We start from the raw sequence: 19,899 nt of genomic DNA on the forward strand, positions 1-19,899 counted from the left end.
CTTCGGTCTGCCACTTCAAGATATCTGGTACTCAATGTCAAAAGCCCTTATAAGAGATGAAGAAATTTTACATTTCGAACTTCCATCCTTTCCACCTCATTCTGTTCCTGCTTCTGGCGGTTCAGCCGGCATTCGCCGCGCCGCAGCAAGCAAGTGAACCCGTATTCCGCAGTGCCGATGCGGTGAAGCTTGTCCAACCCAGGCCGCGAAGAAAGGCGCCCTCGGACAGCCTCTCGCCGCGGCTGATGCAAAAGGCCCTCGCCGCATCCCGGAAGCGGCATCCCGCCAAAAGTCCGGCCCAAATGCGGGCATTAAAAGCGAATGGGGCTGGCGCAAGAACATCGGCGACGGCGGACGTTCCCGCAATTTTGTACGTCAATATCAATAAAGACAGCGGTCCGCCCTACGATGGCACCAGCTGGGAAAATGCGTTCGAATACCTGGGTGACGCATTGAAATATGCCTACGAAAACGAAGGCGTGCAGCAGATTTGGGTCGCCAATGGCATTTATCACCCTACCTACGACCCCAATTACATCGACGAGCCGGGAGACGACTACCGCGACCAGACATTCACCCTGGTGCCCAATGTGATGCTGTACGGAGGTTTTAAAGGGACTGAACAATCCCTTGCCGAGCGCAAAATCAATACGGAGCATACCCAGGACTTCGGCTTGCCGGATGAAGACCTTTTTACCATCCTGGACGGTGGCGACTTTGCCTACCATACCGTGACGTCGGCAGGCGCTGTGGGCAGTGCCGGGCTCGATGGATTTGTGATTGCGGGCGGCTTGGCCGATGGCACGTCGGATGCGTCGGTGGGCGGTTTTGCCGTGCCCCGGAATGTGGGCGGCGGCATCGTCATCGCCAATTCCTCGCCTTCGCTAAGCAATCTCCAGATCATTTTTAACAAAGCGGAGAATGGCGGCGGGGTGTACCTGGCAGGCTCTTCTTCGGCATTGACCAATTTGCAGCTATCCGACAACCGGTCTACCAACGGCAGCGGCATTTACGCGGCGCAATCGGCTTCGGTGTTGACCAACTCGATCATCCACGACAATCGCGCGGATGCTGCGGGTGCCGTGTACCTGATCAACTCCTCCGACGTGCTCACCAATCTCACCATTGCCGAAAACCGGGGAGCAGGTGCCGGCGGCGTGCTGGTCGATGGCGGTGCTCCGAAAATACGTAACACCATTGTGAGTGAAAATACGCTTGGTTCGGATATCGACGTCGAGGTAGTGAACGGAGGCGTTCCCTCGTTCGCTTACAGCTTTGTGGCCGGAAGCGGCGGAAGCACTGCGTGGAATGCCGCATTTGGAACTGACCTGGGCGGAAACCTGGACGGCGAGTCGGGGATGTATAATCCGGGCGGCGGGCTTTTTGGCTTGTACCCGGGCGCTCCAACCACCAACGTGGGCAATAATCTGTATTTCCAGGCCGGTCAATCACCCGATTTATCGGGCATCACGGCCGATCTCCGGGGTACGCTGCGGATTATGAAAGAGACGATCGACATTGGTGCATTGGAAAGTCTGTACGGGGTCATCAGCTCCAATCTCACACCGAACGAGGACCGCGTGCTCTTTGTCAAAAAAGGCGGCAGCGGCCTGAAAAACGGCAGCAACTGGGACAATGCCGCAGCCGAACTGGCCGATGCCGTGTTTGCATCCAATATCATGGAAGTAAGGCAAATATGGGTTGCGGGCGGGATTTATCACCCGCTTTACCGGCCCGATGATTTGTCGAATGCCAATCCCAAAAGCCCGCACAATGCATTTCTGCTCTTGTTCAACACCGAATTATACGGCGGTTTCAAGGGAGATGAAACTTCGCTTGCGGCGCGCAATCTGGCGCTGACGGAAAATGCCAGCATTCTGAGCGGGGATTTTGACCAAAACGATAATTTCAGCTTTGCAGACCTGCGCGCCAACGGACTCAAAGCCGAGTTCAGTGAAAACGCCCGCCATGTGGTTTTTGGCGCACACATGTTCTCCCGGAGTGCTTTGGACGGCTTCACCATCGAGGGAGCGAATAACACATCCGCAGTTCCCGGTGAAATGCTTTTGATCGACGAAGCTTTTCTCCCTGCACACTATGGCGCGGGCATTTTCATCCACCGCACCGACGGCTCGGAAGTCGACTACCGTAACCTCATCATCCGCAACAACCTCGGCAGCCAGGGAGGCGGATTCACGGCGCACCAAAGTGAGTCATTGCTTGAAAACTCGCTCGTTTATCACAACTACGACAAAGGGTACGGCAGCGGCGTACTGGACGTAGATCCTCACCGCAGCCTGAAACTGAACAGTATCACAGTAGCACAAAACCTGTCGACCGGCGAAGGGCCTCTCGGCGGGGCGATTGGTTGTATCGGGGGCGATTACCTGGACATTCTGAACAGCATTATCACGGACAATATCTTGCTGGGCGATGACGATTCACGTCGTGCCAACGTCTCCACGGACGGGGCAGAGGCTTATTTTGCCAATTGCATCATCCAGGGAAGCGGCGGAAGTGCCAACTGGCAATGGAGCGATTTTAGCGACGACGGCGGCAACCTGGACGTTGACCCGCAGTTTACCGACATGAATGCTGGCAACTTTTCGCTGGCTGAATGCAGCCGGGCGATCGATGCCGGGGATGTCGAACATTACAGGAGCGAGGAGGAAATTTCTTTGACGGACATAGGTGGTAAAACGAGGATCTCTAACAACCGTATCGACATCGGTGCATTCGAGTTCCAGGGTGCACGCTCGCCGGAAGCGACTGCCCTGGCGGGGAATGCAGAAGTCAGCACCTTCACATTCGGCAGCGCGGGAGGTAACACCATGCACACCTTCACTGCTCAGGGCGATGTATGCGATTCGGACCTGCTTACATTGAACCCTGGTGACCTGAGCGGCCTTGTGAACGCCAAAGTGTGGGTGGATGCGCAGGTAAATTCCTATGCCGGTGCCGTGTATCTGCAAAGGCATTTCGACATTGAGCCGGCCGTAAATCCCGAAACGTCAACGGGCCGCGTGGTGCTCTATTTTACCCAGGCAGAGTTCGACGCGTTGAACCTCGAACTGACGCCACCGGAATATTTGCCCACCGGAGCACCGGACGGGGAATACCAACGAAAGGAAAACATCCGCATTTACCAGTTCCATGGCGTGAGCTCCGACGGCAGCGGTAGCCCGGCTTCTTACGGAAACACCCGCACCGTGATTGACCCGGACGAAAGCGACATTAATTGGAATGCAGCCCTCAACCGCTGGGAAGTGGCATTTACGGTCGACGGTTTCAGCGGATTTTTCGCGGGTACCGTCACGCAGAACCCGCTGCCTGTCCGAGTCGTGAGTTTCGAAGGGGAACTGTCCGACAATCGGCAGGTAAAGCTCGGCTGGAAGGTGGCGGAGCAGGAAAACATCCTCGTGTATGAGGTTGAATACAGCAAAAATGCCAAGGCATTTACCAAAATTGGCCAGGTAGCCGCGAATGCGCTCGCCAGCACGGACTATGCATTCACCGACACGCTCCGGCACACGGGCGAGCAGGCCTATTACCGGCTCAAAATCATTGAAGCAGACGGCAAAACGGCATATAGCAAATTAGTATCCGTGAAACTGCCGGCAAACGAGGGAATAGTCGCCTATCCGGTCCCCGCGAAAAACGAGTTCTGGATCGATTGGAAAGCGAGCGGTGCTACTTCCGCCGAGCTGATCGATGCGAATGGCCGGGTGGTGGGAAAAATCCGGAAGTTGTCCGCTTCTCAAAAAATAGACATTTCAGCATTTCCGGCAGGCACATTCTTCCTGCAAACCAACGGAAATAATGTTCGGAAAATAGTGAAATCCAATTAATACTTAACCTAATACGCAAACGCAAAAAATGAAAAAATCAGTACTGCTACTCAGCGCCGTAATCTTTTCGATGTTTATCAATGCCTGTACCGACCATTCGGAACCGATCCCTGAGCCTGAATCGCTTTCGTCGGAAACGTTCGTAAGCGGGTTGAAACACCCCATCGGACTCACGCACGACGACAAGGGGAATCTTTGGACAACCGAAGCCGGGGAAGACGTTGGCTTCAACGGCACGGTGTCGATGATTTCGCCCACCGGCGTGAAAACCACCTTTGTGACCGGTCTCGAGACGCTCATGCGCGAAGGGTCGATCGAGGGGCTTAGCCATTTGGAATACCACGACGGTAAACTGTACTTCCTGCACGGCTCTCACGGTATGCTTTACACAGCCGATGTATCCACATTCACATCGGGCCAGACGCCGGTTAAGCTGACGGATATCAAATCCGAAGATATTGGCTCGTTCGTAGACAGCCTTGGACTGACCGACCCTGTAAATTCGAACACCTATGACTTTACATTCGGACCAGAAGGCGATATGTACATTGTGGATGCCGGCAGCAATGCGGTGATCAAAAGGGACAAAACTACCGGCGATCTGAGCCTTTTCGCCCATTTCGACAATGTAGCGCCCGACGTGGAGGCCGTTCCGACCGGCATCGTTTTCGACGGTACCAAGTTCCTGGTAAGCACGCTCACTGGCTTCCCGTTCGCGCCGAATAGCGCCAAAATCTTCCAGGTGGACCTGTCGGGTAATGTGAATGTGTACAAATCGGACTTTACAACGCTCACAGGCGTTACGCTTTCTGTGAACAACAAACCGATTGTGATTCAGTACGGGGTGTTCGGGGCTATGGGATTTGAGGAGAAATCAGGTAAAGTGCTGGACGAAAACGGCCGCACGCTGTTCAGCGGCATCTCGCAGCCTACGGACATTGTTCGCGTAGGTGACAAAACCTTCTATCTGCTGAGCTACCTGGACGGAACCATCACCAGACTCAACTACTGATCAGACCTTTGAACCCGGGCATTCCGGGTTCAATTTTTTTAAAAGTGAACGAATCCTAACATCCTAATCCATTCAGTGAAAGCGCTTAAACTCATCGGTAAAATCCTTGCCGGCCTCCTCGTAATCATTGCCCTGGGCATTATCTATGTAAAAGCAGCCCTGCCCAACACCGGCCCGGCGCCCGACATCAAAATCGAACGCACCGTGGCCCGTGTGGAACGCGGCAAATACCTCGCCAATCATGTAACCGTTTGTATGGACTGCCACAGCACCCGCGACTGGTCGCTGTACGCTGGTCCGCTTACCGGCGCATTGGGCGGTGGAGGCGAGGAATTTACCCAGGAAATGGGCTTTCCCGGCAAGTTTTATGCACCCAATATCACACCTTACACACTCGCCAGTTGGACGGACGGAGAGGTTTTCCGGGCTGTCACGACCGGCGTCAACAAAAGCGGCAAAGCATTGTTTCCGGTGATGGGTTACCACCGGTTTGGCTTGCTGGATAAAGAGGATATTTATTCGGTGATCGCTTATATTCGCGGGTTGCCGCCCGTGCAGCAGGACATCCCGCAGTCGGAGCCGGACTTCCCGATCAATATCCTCATCAACACCATGCCTCAGGAAGCCTCCTTCACCACCCGGCCTGCGGAAACCGACCAGCTAGCTTATGGCAAATACCTCATCACCGCCGCCGGCTGCGTGGACTGCCACAGCAAAACCGACAAGGGCGCTGTAATCCCCGGCACCGAATTCGGTGGAGGAATGGAGTTCCGCAGTCCGAATGGCGTGGTGCGCTCGGCCAACATTACCATGCACAAGGAAACAGGCATCGGCAACTGGACGCAGGAGGCATTTTTAGGCCGTTTCAAAGCCTATACGGACAGCAGTTACGTTTCTCCGAAAATCGCTTCGGGCGAGCTCAACACGCCCATGCCGTGGGTCATGTATGCAGGTATGAAGGAAACCGACCTCTCCGCGATCTTTGCATATCTAAACACCATTAAGCCGATTGAAAACAGCGTGGTGAAGTTTGAAAAATAACCGGGCGGCGCCCGATTTCTTCCAATTCCTCCTACTTATTAACCTGCTGCGCCGACTGGCCGGTGTAGCGGTCGCCTACGATGGTGATTTTGTCCAGATCCGCTGTGAGCTGCGCGAGCTCTCCGGGTGCAAAGTCGTAATCCATCGCCCACAAGTTTTCCTGCAAATGTGCCAGCTTGGTCGTCCCGGGAATCGGGACGATCCCTATAATGCCCTGCGGGGCGTCGAAACGCTGCATCCGCTGGTAATGCTGCTGGATTTGTCCAAGGCCGAGGCAATGTCGGCCAAAGCCTTCAATTTCGGTCTTTATGCGGTGTACCTCAAAGAACTGAATTGTGGGGAGCTGAAATATGGCCGCAACCACTACGACTACCAGGAAGGAACGCTCGTATTCATCGCTCCCGGCCAGGTAATGGCCGTTCAGCCGGGCGTGAAGACGTATGAGCCGAAAGGGTGGGAGCTGCTCTTTCATCCCGAGCTGATCAAGGGCACGTCGCTTGGGAGGCACATTCATGAGTATTCTTTCTTTTCCTACGATGTCAACGAAGCATTTCACGCGGCTTTTCAAACAACGGGTCGGCTGCACGCCCAATGAATACCGGACGCTGAATTGAGCCGGCGGTTTCGACCAACTCCCGGATTTTTCGACGAACGGCAAATGCATCGCGTTGCCTGCGTTCGGGAGCCATTTGATGCGGCTTGTCGAAAATCGGGGAGGAATAAGGGAATTTTTGTTTGATTTATAATTGATTAGCGAGGTTTTTCAAAAGCAGCTTTCAACTGGTAAACATTCTACTGTGGCGACATTCAATCTGAAAATCAATGGAAAATCCAGGACGGTCGATGTGGACCCTGCCACGCCGATGCTCTGGGTACTACGCGACCATCTGGACCTCCCGGGGACCAAGTATGGTTGCGGGATCGCGCAATGCGGCGCTTGTACGATTCATTTGGAAGGCAATGCCGTCCGATCGTGCCAGCTGCCGGTATCATCGGTCGGGAAATCCGCGGTGACGACCATCGAAGGCTTATCCGAAAAGGCGGACCACCCGGTGCAGAAGGCCTGGCTCGAACACGACGTGGCCCAATGCGGCTACTGCCAGACAGGCCAGATCATGACCGCCGCGGCTTTGCTGAAACGGAATCCGAACCCGACCGACGAGGAGATCGAAGCGCAGATGAGCGGCAATATCTGCCGCTGCGGCACTTATGTTAAAATTAAGGAAGCCGTAAAATCGGCTGCGAAAAAGTAACGCTTCACCTGAACCTGCAACAAAAATTGACCATGAACGATGATAAAAACGCATTGAACCGGCGCTCGTTTCTGAAAGCGTCGCTGCTCTCGGGCGGGGGAATGATGCTGACGGTGAATTTTCTGTCGGCTTTCAAATCGGCCGGAAAGGTCGGCGCAGACCAGCCGGCGGATCAATGGACCGAGCTTACGGGCTATATCCAGATTACGCCGGACAACCGGATCAAGCTCATTTGTCCCAACCCCGAATTCGGCCAGAATGTGATGACTTCGCTGCCGATGATCGTGGCCGAAGAACTGGATGCCGACTGGAAGAATGTGACCGTTGAAATGGGTCCGCACGATAATGTGAAGCTTGGGCCGCAGTTTTCGGGAGGCAGCAATTCCGTGAGAATGTACTGGAAACCGCTGCGGGAAGCCGGTGCGGCGGCCCGCCAAATGCTGCGCGAGGCAGCGGCGCAAGCCTGGAACGTGCCGGTGGGAGAGGTGACCACCCGGGCCGGTATGCTTGCCCATTCCAGTGGGAAAACGGCCCCCTACGGCGCCATGGCCGCCAAAGCCGCCACGCGGCCGATCCCCAAAGAACTGACCCTTAAATCGCCGAAAGATTTCACGATCGTACGCCAATCCAAAAAGAATGTGGAAGGGCAAAAGCTGGTCACCGGAAAGCCGCTGTTCGGGCTGGATTACCGCGTGGAGGGTATGCTGATCGCGATGATCCACCACCCGCCCGCATTTGGTATGAAACTGAAATCCTTTGATTCCGCCGAGGCGCTGAAAATGCCGGGCATTAAAGATGTTTTCAGCCTCAAATTGTACGAGGAGGGATTTGAACAGGCTGGTTTCGATACGCGCACATTCAACGACCTGCTTGTGATTGTGGGCAAAACCACGTGGGAAGTGATGAATGCACGCAAAAAACTCGTTGCGCACTGGGAGCCGGCGGGCGAGACCAGGAATGTGCTCTCGGGAAGGAACGGGAAACGTGAAGTGACCGTGCCAGGCGCGCTGGAAAGCTCCGAAACCCAGCGGCAGCAAATGCTGGAATATGCCAAAAAGCCGGCCAAAGAACTGCGGCGTGACGGTGATCCCGAAACCGCTTTCAAAAGCGCGGCGCAGGTGATCGAACGAACCTACACCGCGCCGTTCCTCGCGCACAACTGCATGGAGCCGATGAATTATTTCGCCCATGTTACCGACGAGAAAGCGATCCTGGTGGGGCCGCTGCAATCGCCGGGATGGATAGAGCCGACCATCAGCAAGCTGCTGAACCTGCCTCCCGAAAAAATTGAAATACACATGACCCGCATGGGCGGAGGCTTCGGTCGGAGGGCCTACAATCATTATTTGTCCGAAGCGGCATTGATTTCCAGAAAAGTCAAAGCGCCGGTGAAGCTGATTTACACCCGCGAGGACGACATGACCTACGGCATTTACCGGCCCATGTACACGGCTACTTACCGCGCCGCGCTCGACGCCAACAAAAAGCTCATCGCTTTTCACGTTAAAGGCGGCGGTATCCCCGAGCATCCCATTCATCCCAACCGCTTCCCGGCGGGCGCGGTGGATAATTACCTGTCGGAGGGCTGGCAGATTGCCTCCAACGTAACCATCGGTGCATTCCGCGCGCCGGGCTCTAATTTCAATGCAGCAGCCGAGCAGTCTTTCCTGGATGAGCTGGCGGAGGCGATGGGCCAGGACCCGATCCAGTTCAGGCTGGATCTGCTGAAAAGGGCGAAGGAAAACCCGGTGGGACAGAACAACGACTACGACCCCGACCGCTATGCCGGCGTGCTGGAACTCGTTCGCGACAAGGCGGGGTGGGGCAAGTCCGGAAGCGAAAAATACAGCCGCGGTGTAGCCGCCTATTTCTGCCACAATTCCTACGCCGCGCACATCGTGGACATGGTCACGCGCGAGGGCCAGCCTTACGTCGAGCGGGTTTTCAGCGCGATGGACTGCGGGATCGTGGTAAATCCCGACGCCGCCACGAATATGGTGCAGGGCGCGGTGGTGGATGGCATCGGCAATGCGTTTTACGGTGCGCTCACCCACAAAGATGGCGCTCCCCAGCAAACCAATTTCGATAACTACCGGATCATCCGCCACAACGAGGCCCCGAAAAAAATCGAGGTGCATTTCGTGCAAAACGACAAGGACCCGACAGGCCTGGGCGAGCCGCCGTTCCCGCCGGTGTTTGGCGCGGTTGCCAATGCGCTCTACAAAAACAAGGGACGGAGGTTTTACAACCAACCATTCAAGCCCGAGCTCGATAAAGTCATTTAAAGACAAAAACATACAGCCCGCGAGTTTCTGCTCGCGGGCTGTTTTATATTACACCCTGGTCGGTGGCGCTTTGCAGCTGCTTGTCGAGCCTGGCTTTGTAAATGCGGCCTATCGGGATTTCTTCCTGGTTGATCCGGATGTAGTTGGCGCTGATCGCCTGGATGTGGTCGAGTGAGATGATGAACGACTTGTGAATGCGGATGAAGCGGTCGGGTGGGAGCTTTTCTTCCAGGTAGCTGATCCTCAGGTACGAAACGAGTGGCCCCGAGCGCGTGTGAAGGCGCACGTAGTCTTTCAGGCTTTCGATCCAGAGAATATCGTCGAGGTAGAGTTTCACCATTTCCTTATCCACTTTGAAATACTGGTATTCCCTTACCGGTGCGATGTTTTGAGGCACTTCCGGCTGCGCGGCGGGATTGGGCGAGAACCGATAGATTTTTCCCACCGATTGCAGAAATCTTTCAAACGAAATGGGTTTGACCAGGAAATCCAGCACATCGAACTCGTAGCTTTCCAGCGCATACTCGCGGAAGGCCGTTGTGAATATCACCTTCGGTCGATAGCCTAATGGCCTCAACAGGTCGAAACCGGTGAGCCGCGGCATTTGAATGTCGAGAAAAACGACATCGGCCTGTAATTGCTGCAACATTTGCAGGCCCTGCGTGGGACTGTTGCAAACGCCCACAAGTTCCAGATCGGGCAGCCTGCCGATATAATCCTGCATGAGCTCGGTGGCCAGCGGCTCGTCGTCGAGCACAAAACATCGGATCGCCATCAGTTGATATTGAATTTTAATACTGCTAAAAACTGCCCTTCTTCGGGCATCGTTACCAGCTCGTAGCTGTCTGCAAAAAGGATTTTCAGTCGCTTTTTCAGGTTGGTAAGCCCGAGCCCCGACTGAAACGGCACCGGCGCGTCATTCTGCACCGAATTTTCAACGGAAAAAATCAGCCGGTTATCGTTGATCGAAAGGTTGATCTGTATCCAGCAAGGCCCTTCCGTTTGCGCCGCGCCATGTTTGAACGCATTTTCGACAAACGGCAGCAGGAGCATCGGCGGCACCACAATGTGCGTTGTGCCCGGCAGGGCATTGAAATTCATCTGCATATCGAGCCGGTCGCCGTAGCGGAGCTGTTCGAGGGAAATGTAATCTTTGAGATAAGCGATTTCTTTCGATAGCGGTACCTTATCCCGGTGACTTTCATGCAGTTGATAGCTAAGTAACCCCGCAAGCCGCTGCAAGAGGTTGGGCATTTTGTCGGGCTGCTGAATGGAGACGGACGTGAGGTTATTTAATGTATTGAACAAAAAATGCGGCTGTACCTGGGATTGCAGCAACTGGTATTCGGCTGAAACCTTCTCGCGCCGGTAGGTTTCGCTCAGCTGCTGCTGGCGCAGCGCGTGGCGGACGAGATCTACCACCACAAACAGCCCGACGACCAGATGCAGCTGCATGGCCTCGGCCAGGATTTTGGGCGCATACCAGAAGGGCTTTTCCAAGGCATCCGGATAGTATACCGGGTAAATCCAGTGGTAACTGATGGCCCTGCGCAGCACACCGAAGACAAACAAACCTCCCACCAGCGAAGTCCAGAACGCCGCCATGCGGCCGTGTAGGAGGAAACGGCGCACGGTAACCAGTAAATGCCAGTACCCGGCCACGATCAGCAGCGGGATTTGCACGCTGATCTGGCAGAGGCCCTGCTGGAAATTGTCGAGGTATGCGCCGGTATTGAGCCACTCGAAGAGGAAGAAACATAGCCAGAAAAGGCCTTGTGCCCAGAGCTCTTTGGGTAGTTTGAAAGAAGAAACGCGGATCATTGACCAGGATTTAGATCTTCGAAAATTAAAAATAAGCATTCGATCATTCACACTCCCAATCTTTCGCCCAACGACATGATTTCCCTCCTGAACGGATTTGCGCACCGGTTGACATGCCGGAACGCGTTTTTCATGTTCTGCCGCGCCGTTTCCTGCCATGTGGGCGTGGGATGGCGTCGTACGTCTAAATTCGAAATTTGCTATCGAAATGTTCTGCTCATTTGCTTCCGGAATTTGATTCAGTTTAACCAACTCATCTGCAACATTATGCGCAACTTACTCCTTTCTACATTGCTCCTCCTGTTACTGCATTTCGGGCAGTATTTACAGGCACAATCTGCATCTCAGGGCTCTCTGGCTGACACGGAAAATGTTCCATCCTATGTGGCGAACGTTACGGTCAATTCCGAGGGCAAGATCCGGCTGGTTGTAGATAACCCCGAAAACCTGCGGTGCAAGATTACGATATTCGATGACCGGGATAAGGTGATCTATCAGGAATTTTCGAGCCAAAACAAGTATCGTAAGCTCATCGACATCTCTCCGGTGCCGGGCGACAGCGCCAAAGTGATTCTGACGATCGACGGAAAACGGTTTGTGTACCACATCAAAAAAACGGAATGGCGCCGGACCTACACGGTGGAACCCGTCATAGCCTTACGGTAGCAGATGCAACGGAATCCGTTTCGGTTGTGTCTGCATTCGAAACTTCTTTTTCATGCATTTACACCTGAATAAATACCTGATTTTACTTGCCGCTGTTACGAGTTGTACTTTTTGGGCCTGCGACGATTGCTCGGACATGGATAAGCGCGCAACGGCACCCATTACATTTTCAATCGTCGATAAAGCCGGAAACGACCTCATTGCCCCGCCGCAGTCCCGCTACTCGCTCGACTCGATCAGGGTTATCGACAACGATGGCAACCGCAATGTGGTGCTGACGCACGTTTACTTCCCGGGATTGAAATCATATGTATTTTACGCGGATTGCGACAAGAATGCGCAGGGGAAATCGTCGTTGAAACTGCTGCTCAACAGCCGCGATACCGACACGCTGGATGTTTGGTACGAGAAAGAACAAAATGCTTGTGCGAATATGTACAAATACACGCAATTCCAGCACAATGGCGAATCCATCGAGAAGTCGCCGCTGACCTCCGCGTTGCTGATCGTGAAAGCGAAATAGCGGCTTTGCCGGCGCGCTTCAGAGTGTGTTATCCGTTATTTAAAAAGCTGGTCATGTAGGCCAATATCGTGGGCGCCTGCATGACCACGCTGCGATGTCCCTGTGCAGGCAATATGGCCAGCTGCGATCTTGGGACAGTTCCAAAGTCGGCTGTTATGCCTCCGCCCAGCAATTGATACGTCTTCATCAGTTCGATTTTGTCCAACCCATCATTGTCGCCGGCGATGATGAGCGCGGGGGCCGTGATTTTCGCAACATTCGCATCACCCAGATCGAACGGCGTCGCGGCGGAAGCGAACATCAGGTTCAGGAAGCTCGTCCATTTGGTTTTGTCGGGCGCCACAGCTTCGTAAGCCTTTTGCATTGGGCTGTTTTCGAATAATTCGGGTTTCAATGCTTTGAATGCGTTGGTAACTTCGGGCAGCCAGCCGGTGCTTTTGTGCGTACAGGATATGAGCACCAGTTTTCGCAGCCGACCGGGGCTTTGGATAGCAAACTGGTAGGCCACCGCACCGCCAAAACTAAACCCGGCGACGTCCGCAATGTCGATTTTGAGGTGATCCATTACCCCTTCCACATCGCTTGCCAATGCGGCGTGCGATATTTTTCTGTCGGAAAACGGCGTGCGCCCGTGTCCTTGCAACTCCACTGCAATCACTTTTCTCGTTTTCGAGAGTTCGGGAAGCAAGTGGGCCCAGTTCATCTCAATCGTATAATAAGCGCCGTGGAGCAAAATGAGCGGGCTGCCTTCGCCATACACCTGATAGTACACGCTGCTGCCGTTAACGGGCGCATAGCCGGTTGCCGAAGGTGAAATGCTTTGTGCGGAGGATTGAGATGCTGTTGCCATTGTTGTTGCTGTTGGTGTTTAGGATTTCAGAATCGGTTTGCATTGTGGCATTGCCGTAATGCAAAGATGAAATTTAGCCCGGCATTTCATGGCGTGCAAATGCGACAAAATGGAGGGTAAATACCGCCAAAAGAAACCAGTCGCCCGATCGGAAAGCATTACAGCGAGGTGGGTGTCGCAGACAGGTTTTTGTGCTTGTCGCCCCATATTTCAAGGTGTTTGATAATGGGTTTCAGGTCATAGCCGATGGGAGTGAGTTCGTATTCCACACGAGGCGGGATTTCTGCGTAAACCGTCCGCGTAACGATATGGTTTTCCTCCAACTTCCGGAGCTGCAAGGTGAGCATTCGTTCGGTGATGCCGGGCATGAGTTTCTTCAATTGTCCAAACCTTAATTTGCCATTGATGAGCCAGGAAACAATGGCCAGCGACCATTGCCCGCCGATAATGTTGGCCGCATACACTTCCGAACATTCGTCGCTGAGTGCCCGCTTGTTCGCAAAATTGGTTGAGCTAACTTTCACTTTTGACATTACTTACATTTTTTATAGTACCCTACATTTGGTAGTTAATTTACCAAAACAGGGGTAATCAATCTAATTTTGCCCAAAATAAACGCATAGTTAGATGAAGACTTTGGTAATTGTGATCCATCCGGACATCAATCAATCGGCGATCAATAGGAGATGGGTGGAGGCTTTGAACGAATTTCCGGACAAGTTTACCGTCCACCAACTGTACGAGGCGTATCCCGACGAGAAGCTGGATATCGCGGCGGAACAGAGACTGATCGAGGAGCATGACAAGATCATTTTTCAATTCCCGTTCTACTGGTTCAACTGCCCGCCGCTTTTCAAAAAGTGGCTGGACGAAGTGATGACCTACGGCTGGGCGTATGGCAGCCGGAGCGGGTACAAGATGGGAGGGAAGAAGATTGCATTGGCCATTTCCCTGGGTATCGACGAGTGGGAATACAGCCCGTCGGCCAAATACAAATACACCATCGAAGAACTCATACGGCCTTTCGAGCTCAGTTTTGAATATGTGAAAGCCGATTACCGGCCCTTTTTTGCCTATTACGGAATCGAGCTCAACTCATCAGACGAATGGATCGACAAAAGCATTCCACAGTACCTGGATTTCCTGAATGCGTTTTAGGAAGACGAGGGTCAGAAAATTTCGTCCAGGCTAACCACCGTCGTGCCCCTGGCGGCATTTTTGGGCGCGTTGGCCAGTTTTTCAGCGAGAACGGCAGTGGGTAACGGGCGGAACTTCTTCGCCAGGCCGATGCCATTGAGAAACTTCAAAACTGCCGCGCTCAGCCGCTCGCCCAAACGGTCGGAATCTTTGCGGAGCAGCAGGCCGGGTTTATAGATAATCAGCCTGTCGAATGCCAGCGCCTCCATTCCTTCTTCCAGCTCACCCTTGATCCGGGAATAGAAGACATTGCTCCTGGGTGAGGCGCCGTAAGCCGACAACAGCACCATATCGCTCACCCCGTTCCGCCTCGCGATGCGCGCGAATTCCAGCGGGATTTCAAGGTCAATATGCTGCTGCTTGTCTTTGGAACCGGCCGCTTTCAGGGTCGTTCCGAGGCATGAAAACAATACATCACCGGTAATGTCGCCGGAAACCTGGTCTAATTTCTCAAAGTCGGTTTGCACTTCCGTTAACTTGGGATGCGTGACACCCATCGGGCGGCGCACGAAAGCCACTACCTCGCGGTAAGCGGGGTCTCGGAGGAGGATTTGCAATAAGTCTTTGCCAGTGGCGCCGGTAGCGCCGATGATGAGTGCTTTCATAATATTACTTGGCCAGTTGGAGGTCGGCGATGCTTTTGATCCGGTTGCGTTCGAGGAATGCGTCGATCGTTTCGAAATGCTCGATCACGCGCTTGTCTTTGAATTCAAACACTTTCTGGGACAAGCCCTGCAAGAAGTCGCGATCGTGGGAGACCAGCACCAGCGTTCCGTCAAAATTCCGGAGCGCTTCTTTCAGCACATCCTTCGACTTAAGGTCGAGGTGGTTGGTCGGCTCATCGAGGATCAGCAGGTTTACCGGTTCGAGGAGCAGCTTCACCATCGCAAGCCGCGTGCGCTCTCCGCCGGATAGCACGCTTACTTTTTTGTCGATCTCATCACCCTGGAACATAAAAGCGCCCAGGATATTTTTGATCTGCGTTCTCACATCTCCTTCCGCGACCTCGTCCACGGTTTGAAAGATCGTCAGGTTGGGGTCCAGCAACGATGCCTGGTTTTGTGCAAAATAGCCGACTTTCACATTATGTCCGAGCTGGCAGGTGCCGTCCACACCAATTTCGCCCATAATGGCCTTGATCATCGTGGATTTGCCTTCCCCGTTCCGGCCTACAAATGATACCTTTTCACCCCGCGAGATAGACATGCTGGCATTTTTGAACACCACATGGTCGCCGTAGGATTTGGACACGTCTTTCACGGTCACAGGATAATCGCCCGACCGCGGTGAAGGTGGAAAACGCAGTTTTAATGCGGAATTATCAATTTCATCAATCTCGATAATTTCCAATTTTTCCAGCATGCGCTCGCGGGAGGCCACCTGGTTGGTTTTGGAATAGGTACCGCGGAAGCGCTCGATGAACTGCATATTGTCGGCGATCAGTTTCTGCTGTTCCTGGTAGGCCTTGATCTGGTGTGCCCGGCGTTCCTCGCGCAGTTGCAGGTAATGCGAATAGTTGGCCTTGTAGTCGTAAATCCGCCCCATGGTCACTTCAATGGTGCGGTTGGTGATATTGTCAATGAACGCACGGTCGTGGGAAATGACCATTACGGCATTCGCTTTGTTCACCAGAAAGTCTTCGAGCCAGATCACCGACTCGATGTCGATGTGGTTGGTAGGCTCATCGAGCAGGATAAGGTCGGGCTTTTGCAGCAATATTTTGGCAAGTTCGATGCGCATGCGCCATCCGCCGCTGAATTCGTTGGTTTGCCGTTGGAAGTCTTCCGGCCTGAAACCCAGGCCTTTCAGGGCTTTTTCCACTTCCGCGTCGTAGTTGACTTCTTCCAGCTGGTAGTATTTTTCACCCAATTCGGTCACCTGTTCGATGATCGCCATGTACTCCTCGCTGTCGTAATCCGTGCGGGTTTCGAGCGCAAGGTTCAGCTTGTCCATTTCGGCCCGCATTTCAAAAACCTGTTTGAATGCCTTGGCGGCTTCTTCGAATACGGTGCAGTTATCTTCGGTGAGCAAATGCTGTGGCAAATAGGCGATCACGGCGTCCTTGGGGGCGCGCACGTGGCCGCGCGTCGCTTTCTGCTCGCCCGCGATGATCTTCATCATGGTAGACTTTCCGGCGCCGTTTTTACCCATCAGGGCCACTTTATCGGTAGGGTTGATCACGAACGAAACGTCGCTAAAAAGGGTAGAACCGCTGAATTCCACGGCCAAATTCTCAATTGTAATCATCTTCTCGGTGTTTGAAGCCGCAAAGCTACGATTATCGGATTGAAAGAAGGCGAAAAATGCTGCCGCAATCGAGAAATCTGACTTGTACCAGCAATAGAAAAATGGCGACTACATGATAACCCCTCGCATTAATGGCTGGAACTAATCAACCGTTTCACAACCGGCACAATTATCCGTTTTAATTTGGTAGTCAGCGGGGGCTCTTCCAGTTTCAGGAGATAATAGTCGGCGTCAATGATCGGCACAAAGTATTTCGGGTGCGTTATTTCGCCGAGCGGTTCGGTGGGTAGATTGGCGAATTTGCTTCGTGTGTCGGCGGTGTGGGTGGCGCGGGTATCAAACCCGATATTACTGATCAGATTTTTGTTTGGAACAATGCACAAGCTGTTATTCCAGAAGTTCATAAATACATACTGGAAGTCCCAGGTAACCAGCGCATTACTTTTGACGACATTGAGCGTTTTGATCAGCTGGTCCGTAACCGTTTTTTTCTTATAAATATACTTAAACAAGTCCTCCTGGATAAATCCGTCGAGCAGAAGGAGGTTCTCATCATAATTTTGCCAGACCCGTCGCCAGGAAGCCCATCCCCAGATGATCGTATACCGCGAAAAATAGTAGCTGGCGTCGCCGAACTTCTTATTCAGGCACAGATTTGCGCCGCCGATATGTGCTATCCGGGTATCATGCCGGTATTTTTCTAACAATGTATCGCAAAAGGTGAAGAACGACTCGTCGGGAAGGCAGTCGTCTTCCAGAATAATGCCCTCTTCCTCCTGTTCGAAGAACCATTTCACTGCGCCGCTCATCGCCACTTTGCAGCCAAGATTTTCGGGCCGGTAAAGTGTATGTACTTCGCATTCCCAATCGACTTGGATGACCTTCCGTGCTTCTTCACAAAGGGCTGCCTCGCCGTCGCGATCACGGCGCGGCCCATCGGCGGCAACGTATAGTTTGGGAGGCTTGCCCGCCCGGATTTTCTGAAACACCCGATACGCTGTATCAGGGCGATTAAATAGGGTGAAGAGGACGGGTGATTTGATCTGATACATTGTCGTCGCGAAGGGTTATCTGTTAGATTTGAAGATGAGACTGGCCAATGTTTTGCCAACAAGTACGTACCCTTTTGAAAACAGCGACTCGTATACTGCTGAATTATGCAGGTTTTGCAAATCCAGATCAAGGTCTTCTACAACAACCATGGATGGCCGGAACCTTTCCCAGTCATTGCTCTCCAAAACTTCAATATCCAGCCCTTCGACATCTACGGTCAGAAAATCAATATTCTGGCCGGTTGGAATATGTTCTTCAAGAACTTTTGAGAGCCTTCTGACCATCACATCCTTGGTGTCGATAATTTTGTATCTGGTATTCTCATTTCTTTCTTCTGAGAGTTCTTTAGAGAAGCTGTTCAGTGCCGGTTCATCAAACATGTAAAATGTGAGTGAGCCTTCTTCCCCCGCAATACCAAGTTCCAGGTTGATGTCGTTGGGGCGTACCCGATCGAACAGTTTTTTGACACCCGGTTTGGCGTCGATATTGATGCCACGCCATCCGCGGCGGTAAAATGAATAGGTATTTGAAAATCTGAATGGATGGTGTGCGCCAACATCGACAAAAAATCCCTTGTAATCATGATTGAAATAAGACATCAGGATCATGTCCTCGCCGTGTTGCGAGTAGGAATTCTTTTTTGAGAAATAATGGTGTAGATCTTTAAGTGACATTGGAATTTCGATTTAATTTAGAATTGTTAATGGGTTATGATTTAAATGAGAATATCATTTGAAAACTTCTTAACTGATATCGAAATAGTTTTTTGGTGCTCCTAAAAAGGAAATTGGAGAATATTGCCGATACATAATAAGATATGAGTGTGGCTATTGCTGCACCGACTGCGCCCATTTTTGGAATTAGTATTACGTTTAGCAGCACATTTAGCGTTAGCCCGATGAGCGTTTTGTAGACGTTATACTTTTGCAGGTTTTCAATAATCAGATACTGCCCGGATGCTACGCCAAGAAACATGGGAACGAGTGCCCAAATGTGGATGGCCAGAATGGAATAGGCAGGATAGTATTCCGGACCATAAAGTAGTTGTATTATTTGTTGGGAAAGAAGGCTTATAATGATCGCAGCACCGATTGATATACGGGTCATCCAACCGAAAAAAGTACATATCTTTTGAATGAATACCTCATCAGATTGTTCTTTTTTGATTTTTACAAGAACTGATAGGTAACTTCCGGAGATCGCCATCGGAATGAATACAAACATATCAGTAATCTTTGTAGTGGAACTGAATAATCCCAATTCAGTTTCGCCCGCAATATTGCCGATCATTAACTGATCGATCCGCATGTAAAGGATGACTGCCAGATTGGAAACAATAAATGGCCAGCCAGTGGATAATAGCTGCCGGGCTCTTTTCTTTCTGAATATCCAGTTAAATATATTCTGCTCCGACTGGTATTTAAAAATTAAAAATATGTAAGCAAAAAGGGTTTCTATTCCAATGGCCGCAGCAAACCAGAAGACTGATTTATGCGTAAGCAAACAATAAATCTTGATTGCAGCCCCGATAAAATAGCCGATGTTCTTGCAAACGACAGTGAGTTTACTTTTTAACCTTGACTGAAATTCCAGGTCAATGAGGTCAAACGGGCTGATTAAAAAGCTAGGAGACAGTAGTGCAAACAAATAGTAGTAATAATCAGGCGCATTTGTAAAGTAGAAATAGCAGAAAGTAGCCGCTATGCCAACGGGGATAAAGGCCAGTCTTGTAAAAAAGGCAGTGCCTAATATTTCATTCTTTTGCTCCGGCGAGGCCACGATCTCCTTGACGAGGAAGCCGTCCATGCCCAAATTTGCAATCGTAGTGATAATGCCGACGATCGCGGCAGTGTAGTTAATCTCTCCCCAATGTGCAGGTCCCAGATATCTCGCAACCCACACGCCGACGACCAGGCCTATCAGTAGCCTGCTCGCTTTGTCTAAGGCAAGCCAGGCAACGTTGAGCACTACGGGATTTTGAATTTTTGTCTTAATTTTTGCTACGGCCGTGTAGAACATTGACGAGGTTGCTTGCAGGCGATTATGGTAGTTACTTTGTGAGTTACCCAATTTTATATAGGATTTCAGAAATATACATAAATA

At 52.1% G+C, this 19,899-nt stretch carries 19 protein-coding genes; 9 read left to right on the forward strand and 10 right to left on the reverse strand.

Annotated features, from left to right (window positions below; all coding sequences use genetic code 11):
- The first annotated feature begins 56 nt into the window (after positions 1-56).
- From DFER_RS03600 to DFER_RS03610, 3 genes are all read left to right on the forward strand, one after another.
- The gene (locus DFER_RS03600; protein ID WP_015810245.1) at positions 57-3,848 is read left to right on the forward strand and encodes a choice-of-anchor Q domain-containing protein; all 3,792 of its coding nucleotides are present in this window, start codon (positions 57-59) and stop codon (positions 3,846-3,848) included.
- 28 nt (positions 3,849-3,876) lie between these two features.
- Positions 3,877-4,860: a ScyD/ScyE family protein gene (locus DFER_RS03605; protein ID WP_015810246.1), complete on the forward strand. Its 984-nt coding sequence runs from the start codon at positions 3,877-3,879 to the stop codon at positions 4,858-4,860.
- 75 nt (positions 4,861-4,935) lie between these two features.
- On the forward strand, positions 4,936-5,901 hold the full coding sequence (locus tag DFER_RS03610) for a c-type cytochrome (RefSeq protein WP_015810247.1): 966 nt from the start codon (positions 4,936-4,938) through the stop codon (positions 5,899-5,901).
- A gap of 31 nt (positions 5,902-5,932) precedes the next feature.
- Here DFER_RS03610 and DFER_RS30825 read toward each other — a convergent pair whose 3' ends face one another.
- Complete coding sequence (locus tag DFER_RS30825; RefSeq protein WP_222837303.1) at positions 5,933-6,373, reverse strand: hypothetical protein; 441 nt, start codon at positions 6,371-6,373, stop codon at positions 5,933-5,935.
- Positions 6,374-6,437: 64 nt separating this feature from the next.
- On the opposite strand from DFER_RS30825, the gene DFER_RS30830 reads away from it, so the two are divergent.
- From DFER_RS30830 to DFER_RS03625, 3 genes are all read left to right on the forward strand, one after another.
- Complete coding sequence (locus DFER_RS30830; RefSeq protein WP_374754559.1) at positions 6,438-6,515, forward strand: AraC family transcriptional regulator; 78 nt, start codon at positions 6,438-6,440, stop codon at positions 6,513-6,515.
- 183 nt (positions 6,516-6,698) lie between these two features.
- Positions 6,699-7,154, forward strand: a complete 456-nt coding sequence (locus DFER_RS03620; protein WP_015810249.1) for a (2Fe-2S)-binding protein — start codon at positions 6,699-6,701, stop codon at positions 7,152-7,154.
- Between the two features lie 32 nt (positions 7,155-7,186).
- Complete coding sequence (locus DFER_RS03625; protein WP_015810250.1) at positions 7,187-9,439, forward strand: xanthine dehydrogenase family protein molybdopterin-binding subunit; 2,253 nt, start codon at positions 7,187-7,189, stop codon at positions 9,437-9,439.
- Positions 9,440-9,482: 43 nt separating this feature from the next.
- On the opposite strand, the gene DFER_RS03630 is transcribed toward DFER_RS03625, so the two are convergent.
- The gene (locus DFER_RS03630) at positions 9,483-10,214 is read right to left on the reverse strand and encodes a LytR/AlgR family response regulator transcription factor (protein WP_015810251.1); all 732 of its coding nucleotides are present in this window, start codon (positions 10,212-10,214) and stop codon (positions 9,483-9,485) included.
- Positions 10,214-11,260, reverse strand: a complete 1,047-nt coding sequence (locus tag DFER_RS03635) for a sensor histidine kinase (RefSeq protein ID WP_015810252.1) — start codon at positions 11,258-11,260, stop codon at positions 10,214-10,216. The genes DFER_RS03630 and DFER_RS03635 overlap by 1 nt, the downstream gene beginning before the upstream one ends.
- 267 nt (positions 11,261-11,527) lie before the next feature.
- Here DFER_RS03635 and DFER_RS03640 point away from each other — a divergent pair, with 267 nt between their 5' ends.
- Both DFER_RS03640 and DFER_RS03645 read left to right on the forward strand, forming a co-directional pair.
- Positions 11,528-11,926 (forward strand): hypothetical protein, encoded by a 399-nt coding sequence (locus DFER_RS03640; protein ID WP_143828645.1) that lies wholly within the window; start codon positions 11,528-11,530, stop codon positions 11,924-11,926.
- Positions 11,927-11,978: 52 nt separating this feature from the next.
- Positions 11,979-12,449 (forward strand): hypothetical protein, encoded by a 471-nt coding sequence (locus DFER_RS03645; RefSeq protein WP_015810254.1) that lies wholly within the window; start codon positions 11,979-11,981, stop codon positions 12,447-12,449.
- A gap of 28 nt (positions 12,450-12,477) precedes the next feature.
- Here DFER_RS03645 and DFER_RS03650 read toward each other — a convergent pair whose 3' ends face one another.
- Together DFER_RS03650 and DFER_RS03655 are read right to left on the reverse strand one after the other, a co-directional pair.
- Positions 12,478-13,299: an alpha/beta fold hydrolase gene (locus DFER_RS03650; RefSeq protein WP_015810255.1), complete on the reverse strand. Its 822-nt coding sequence runs from the start codon at positions 13,297-13,299 to the stop codon at positions 12,478-12,480.
- A gap of 158 nt (positions 13,300-13,457) precedes the next feature.
- Positions 13,458-13,832 carry a winged helix-turn-helix transcriptional regulator gene (locus DFER_RS03655; protein ID WP_015810256.1) on the reverse strand — a complete coding sequence of 125 codons (375 nt, stop codon included), beginning with the start codon at positions 13,830-13,832 and terminating at the stop codon, positions 13,458-13,460.
- 94 nt (positions 13,833-13,926) lie between these two features.
- Here DFER_RS03655 and DFER_RS03660 point away from each other — a divergent pair, with 94 nt between their 5' ends.
- A complete protein-coding gene (locus DFER_RS03660; protein WP_015810257.1) occupies positions 13,927-14,457 on the forward strand; it encodes an NAD(P)H-dependent oxidoreductase in 531 nt (176 codons plus the stop codon).
- A gap of 11 nt (positions 14,458-14,468) precedes the next feature.
- Here DFER_RS03660 and DFER_RS03665 read toward each other — a convergent pair whose 3' ends face one another.
- From DFER_RS03665 to DFER_RS03685, 5 genes are all read right to left on the reverse strand, one after another.
- Positions 14,469-15,101, reverse strand: a complete 633-nt coding sequence (locus DFER_RS03665; protein WP_015810258.1) for an NAD(P)H-binding protein — start codon at positions 15,099-15,101, stop codon at positions 14,469-14,471.
- A gap of 4 nt (positions 15,102-15,105) precedes the next feature.
- Positions 15,106-16,743 carry an ABC-F family ATP-binding cassette domain-containing protein gene (locus tag DFER_RS03670; protein WP_015810259.1) on the reverse strand — a complete coding sequence of 546 codons (1,638 nt, stop codon included), beginning with the start codon at positions 16,741-16,743 and terminating at the stop codon, positions 15,106-15,108.
- 128 nt (positions 16,744-16,871) lie between these two features.
- Entirely contained in the window at positions 16,872-17,795 is a 924-nt protein-coding gene (locus DFER_RS03675; protein ID WP_015810260.1) for a hypothetical protein, read from the reverse strand.
- A 15-nt stretch (positions 17,796-17,810) separates the two neighbouring features.
- Positions 17,811-18,470, reverse strand: coding sequence for an FkbM family methyltransferase (locus DFER_RS03680; RefSeq protein WP_015810261.1), 660 nt, complete (start codon positions 18,468-18,470; stop codon positions 17,811-17,813).
- A gap of 34 nt (positions 18,471-18,504) precedes the next feature.
- Entirely contained in the window at positions 18,505-19,866 is a 1,362-nt protein-coding gene (locus DFER_RS03685; RefSeq protein WP_229206167.1) for a flippase, read from the reverse strand.
- Positions 19,867-19,899 lie beyond the last annotated feature (33 nt).

The sequence above is a fragment of the Dyadobacter fermentans DSM 18053 genome (assembly GCF_000023125.1).
GTDB lineage: Bacteria > Bacteroidota > Bacteroidia > Cytophagales > Spirosomataceae > Dyadobacter > Dyadobacter fermentans.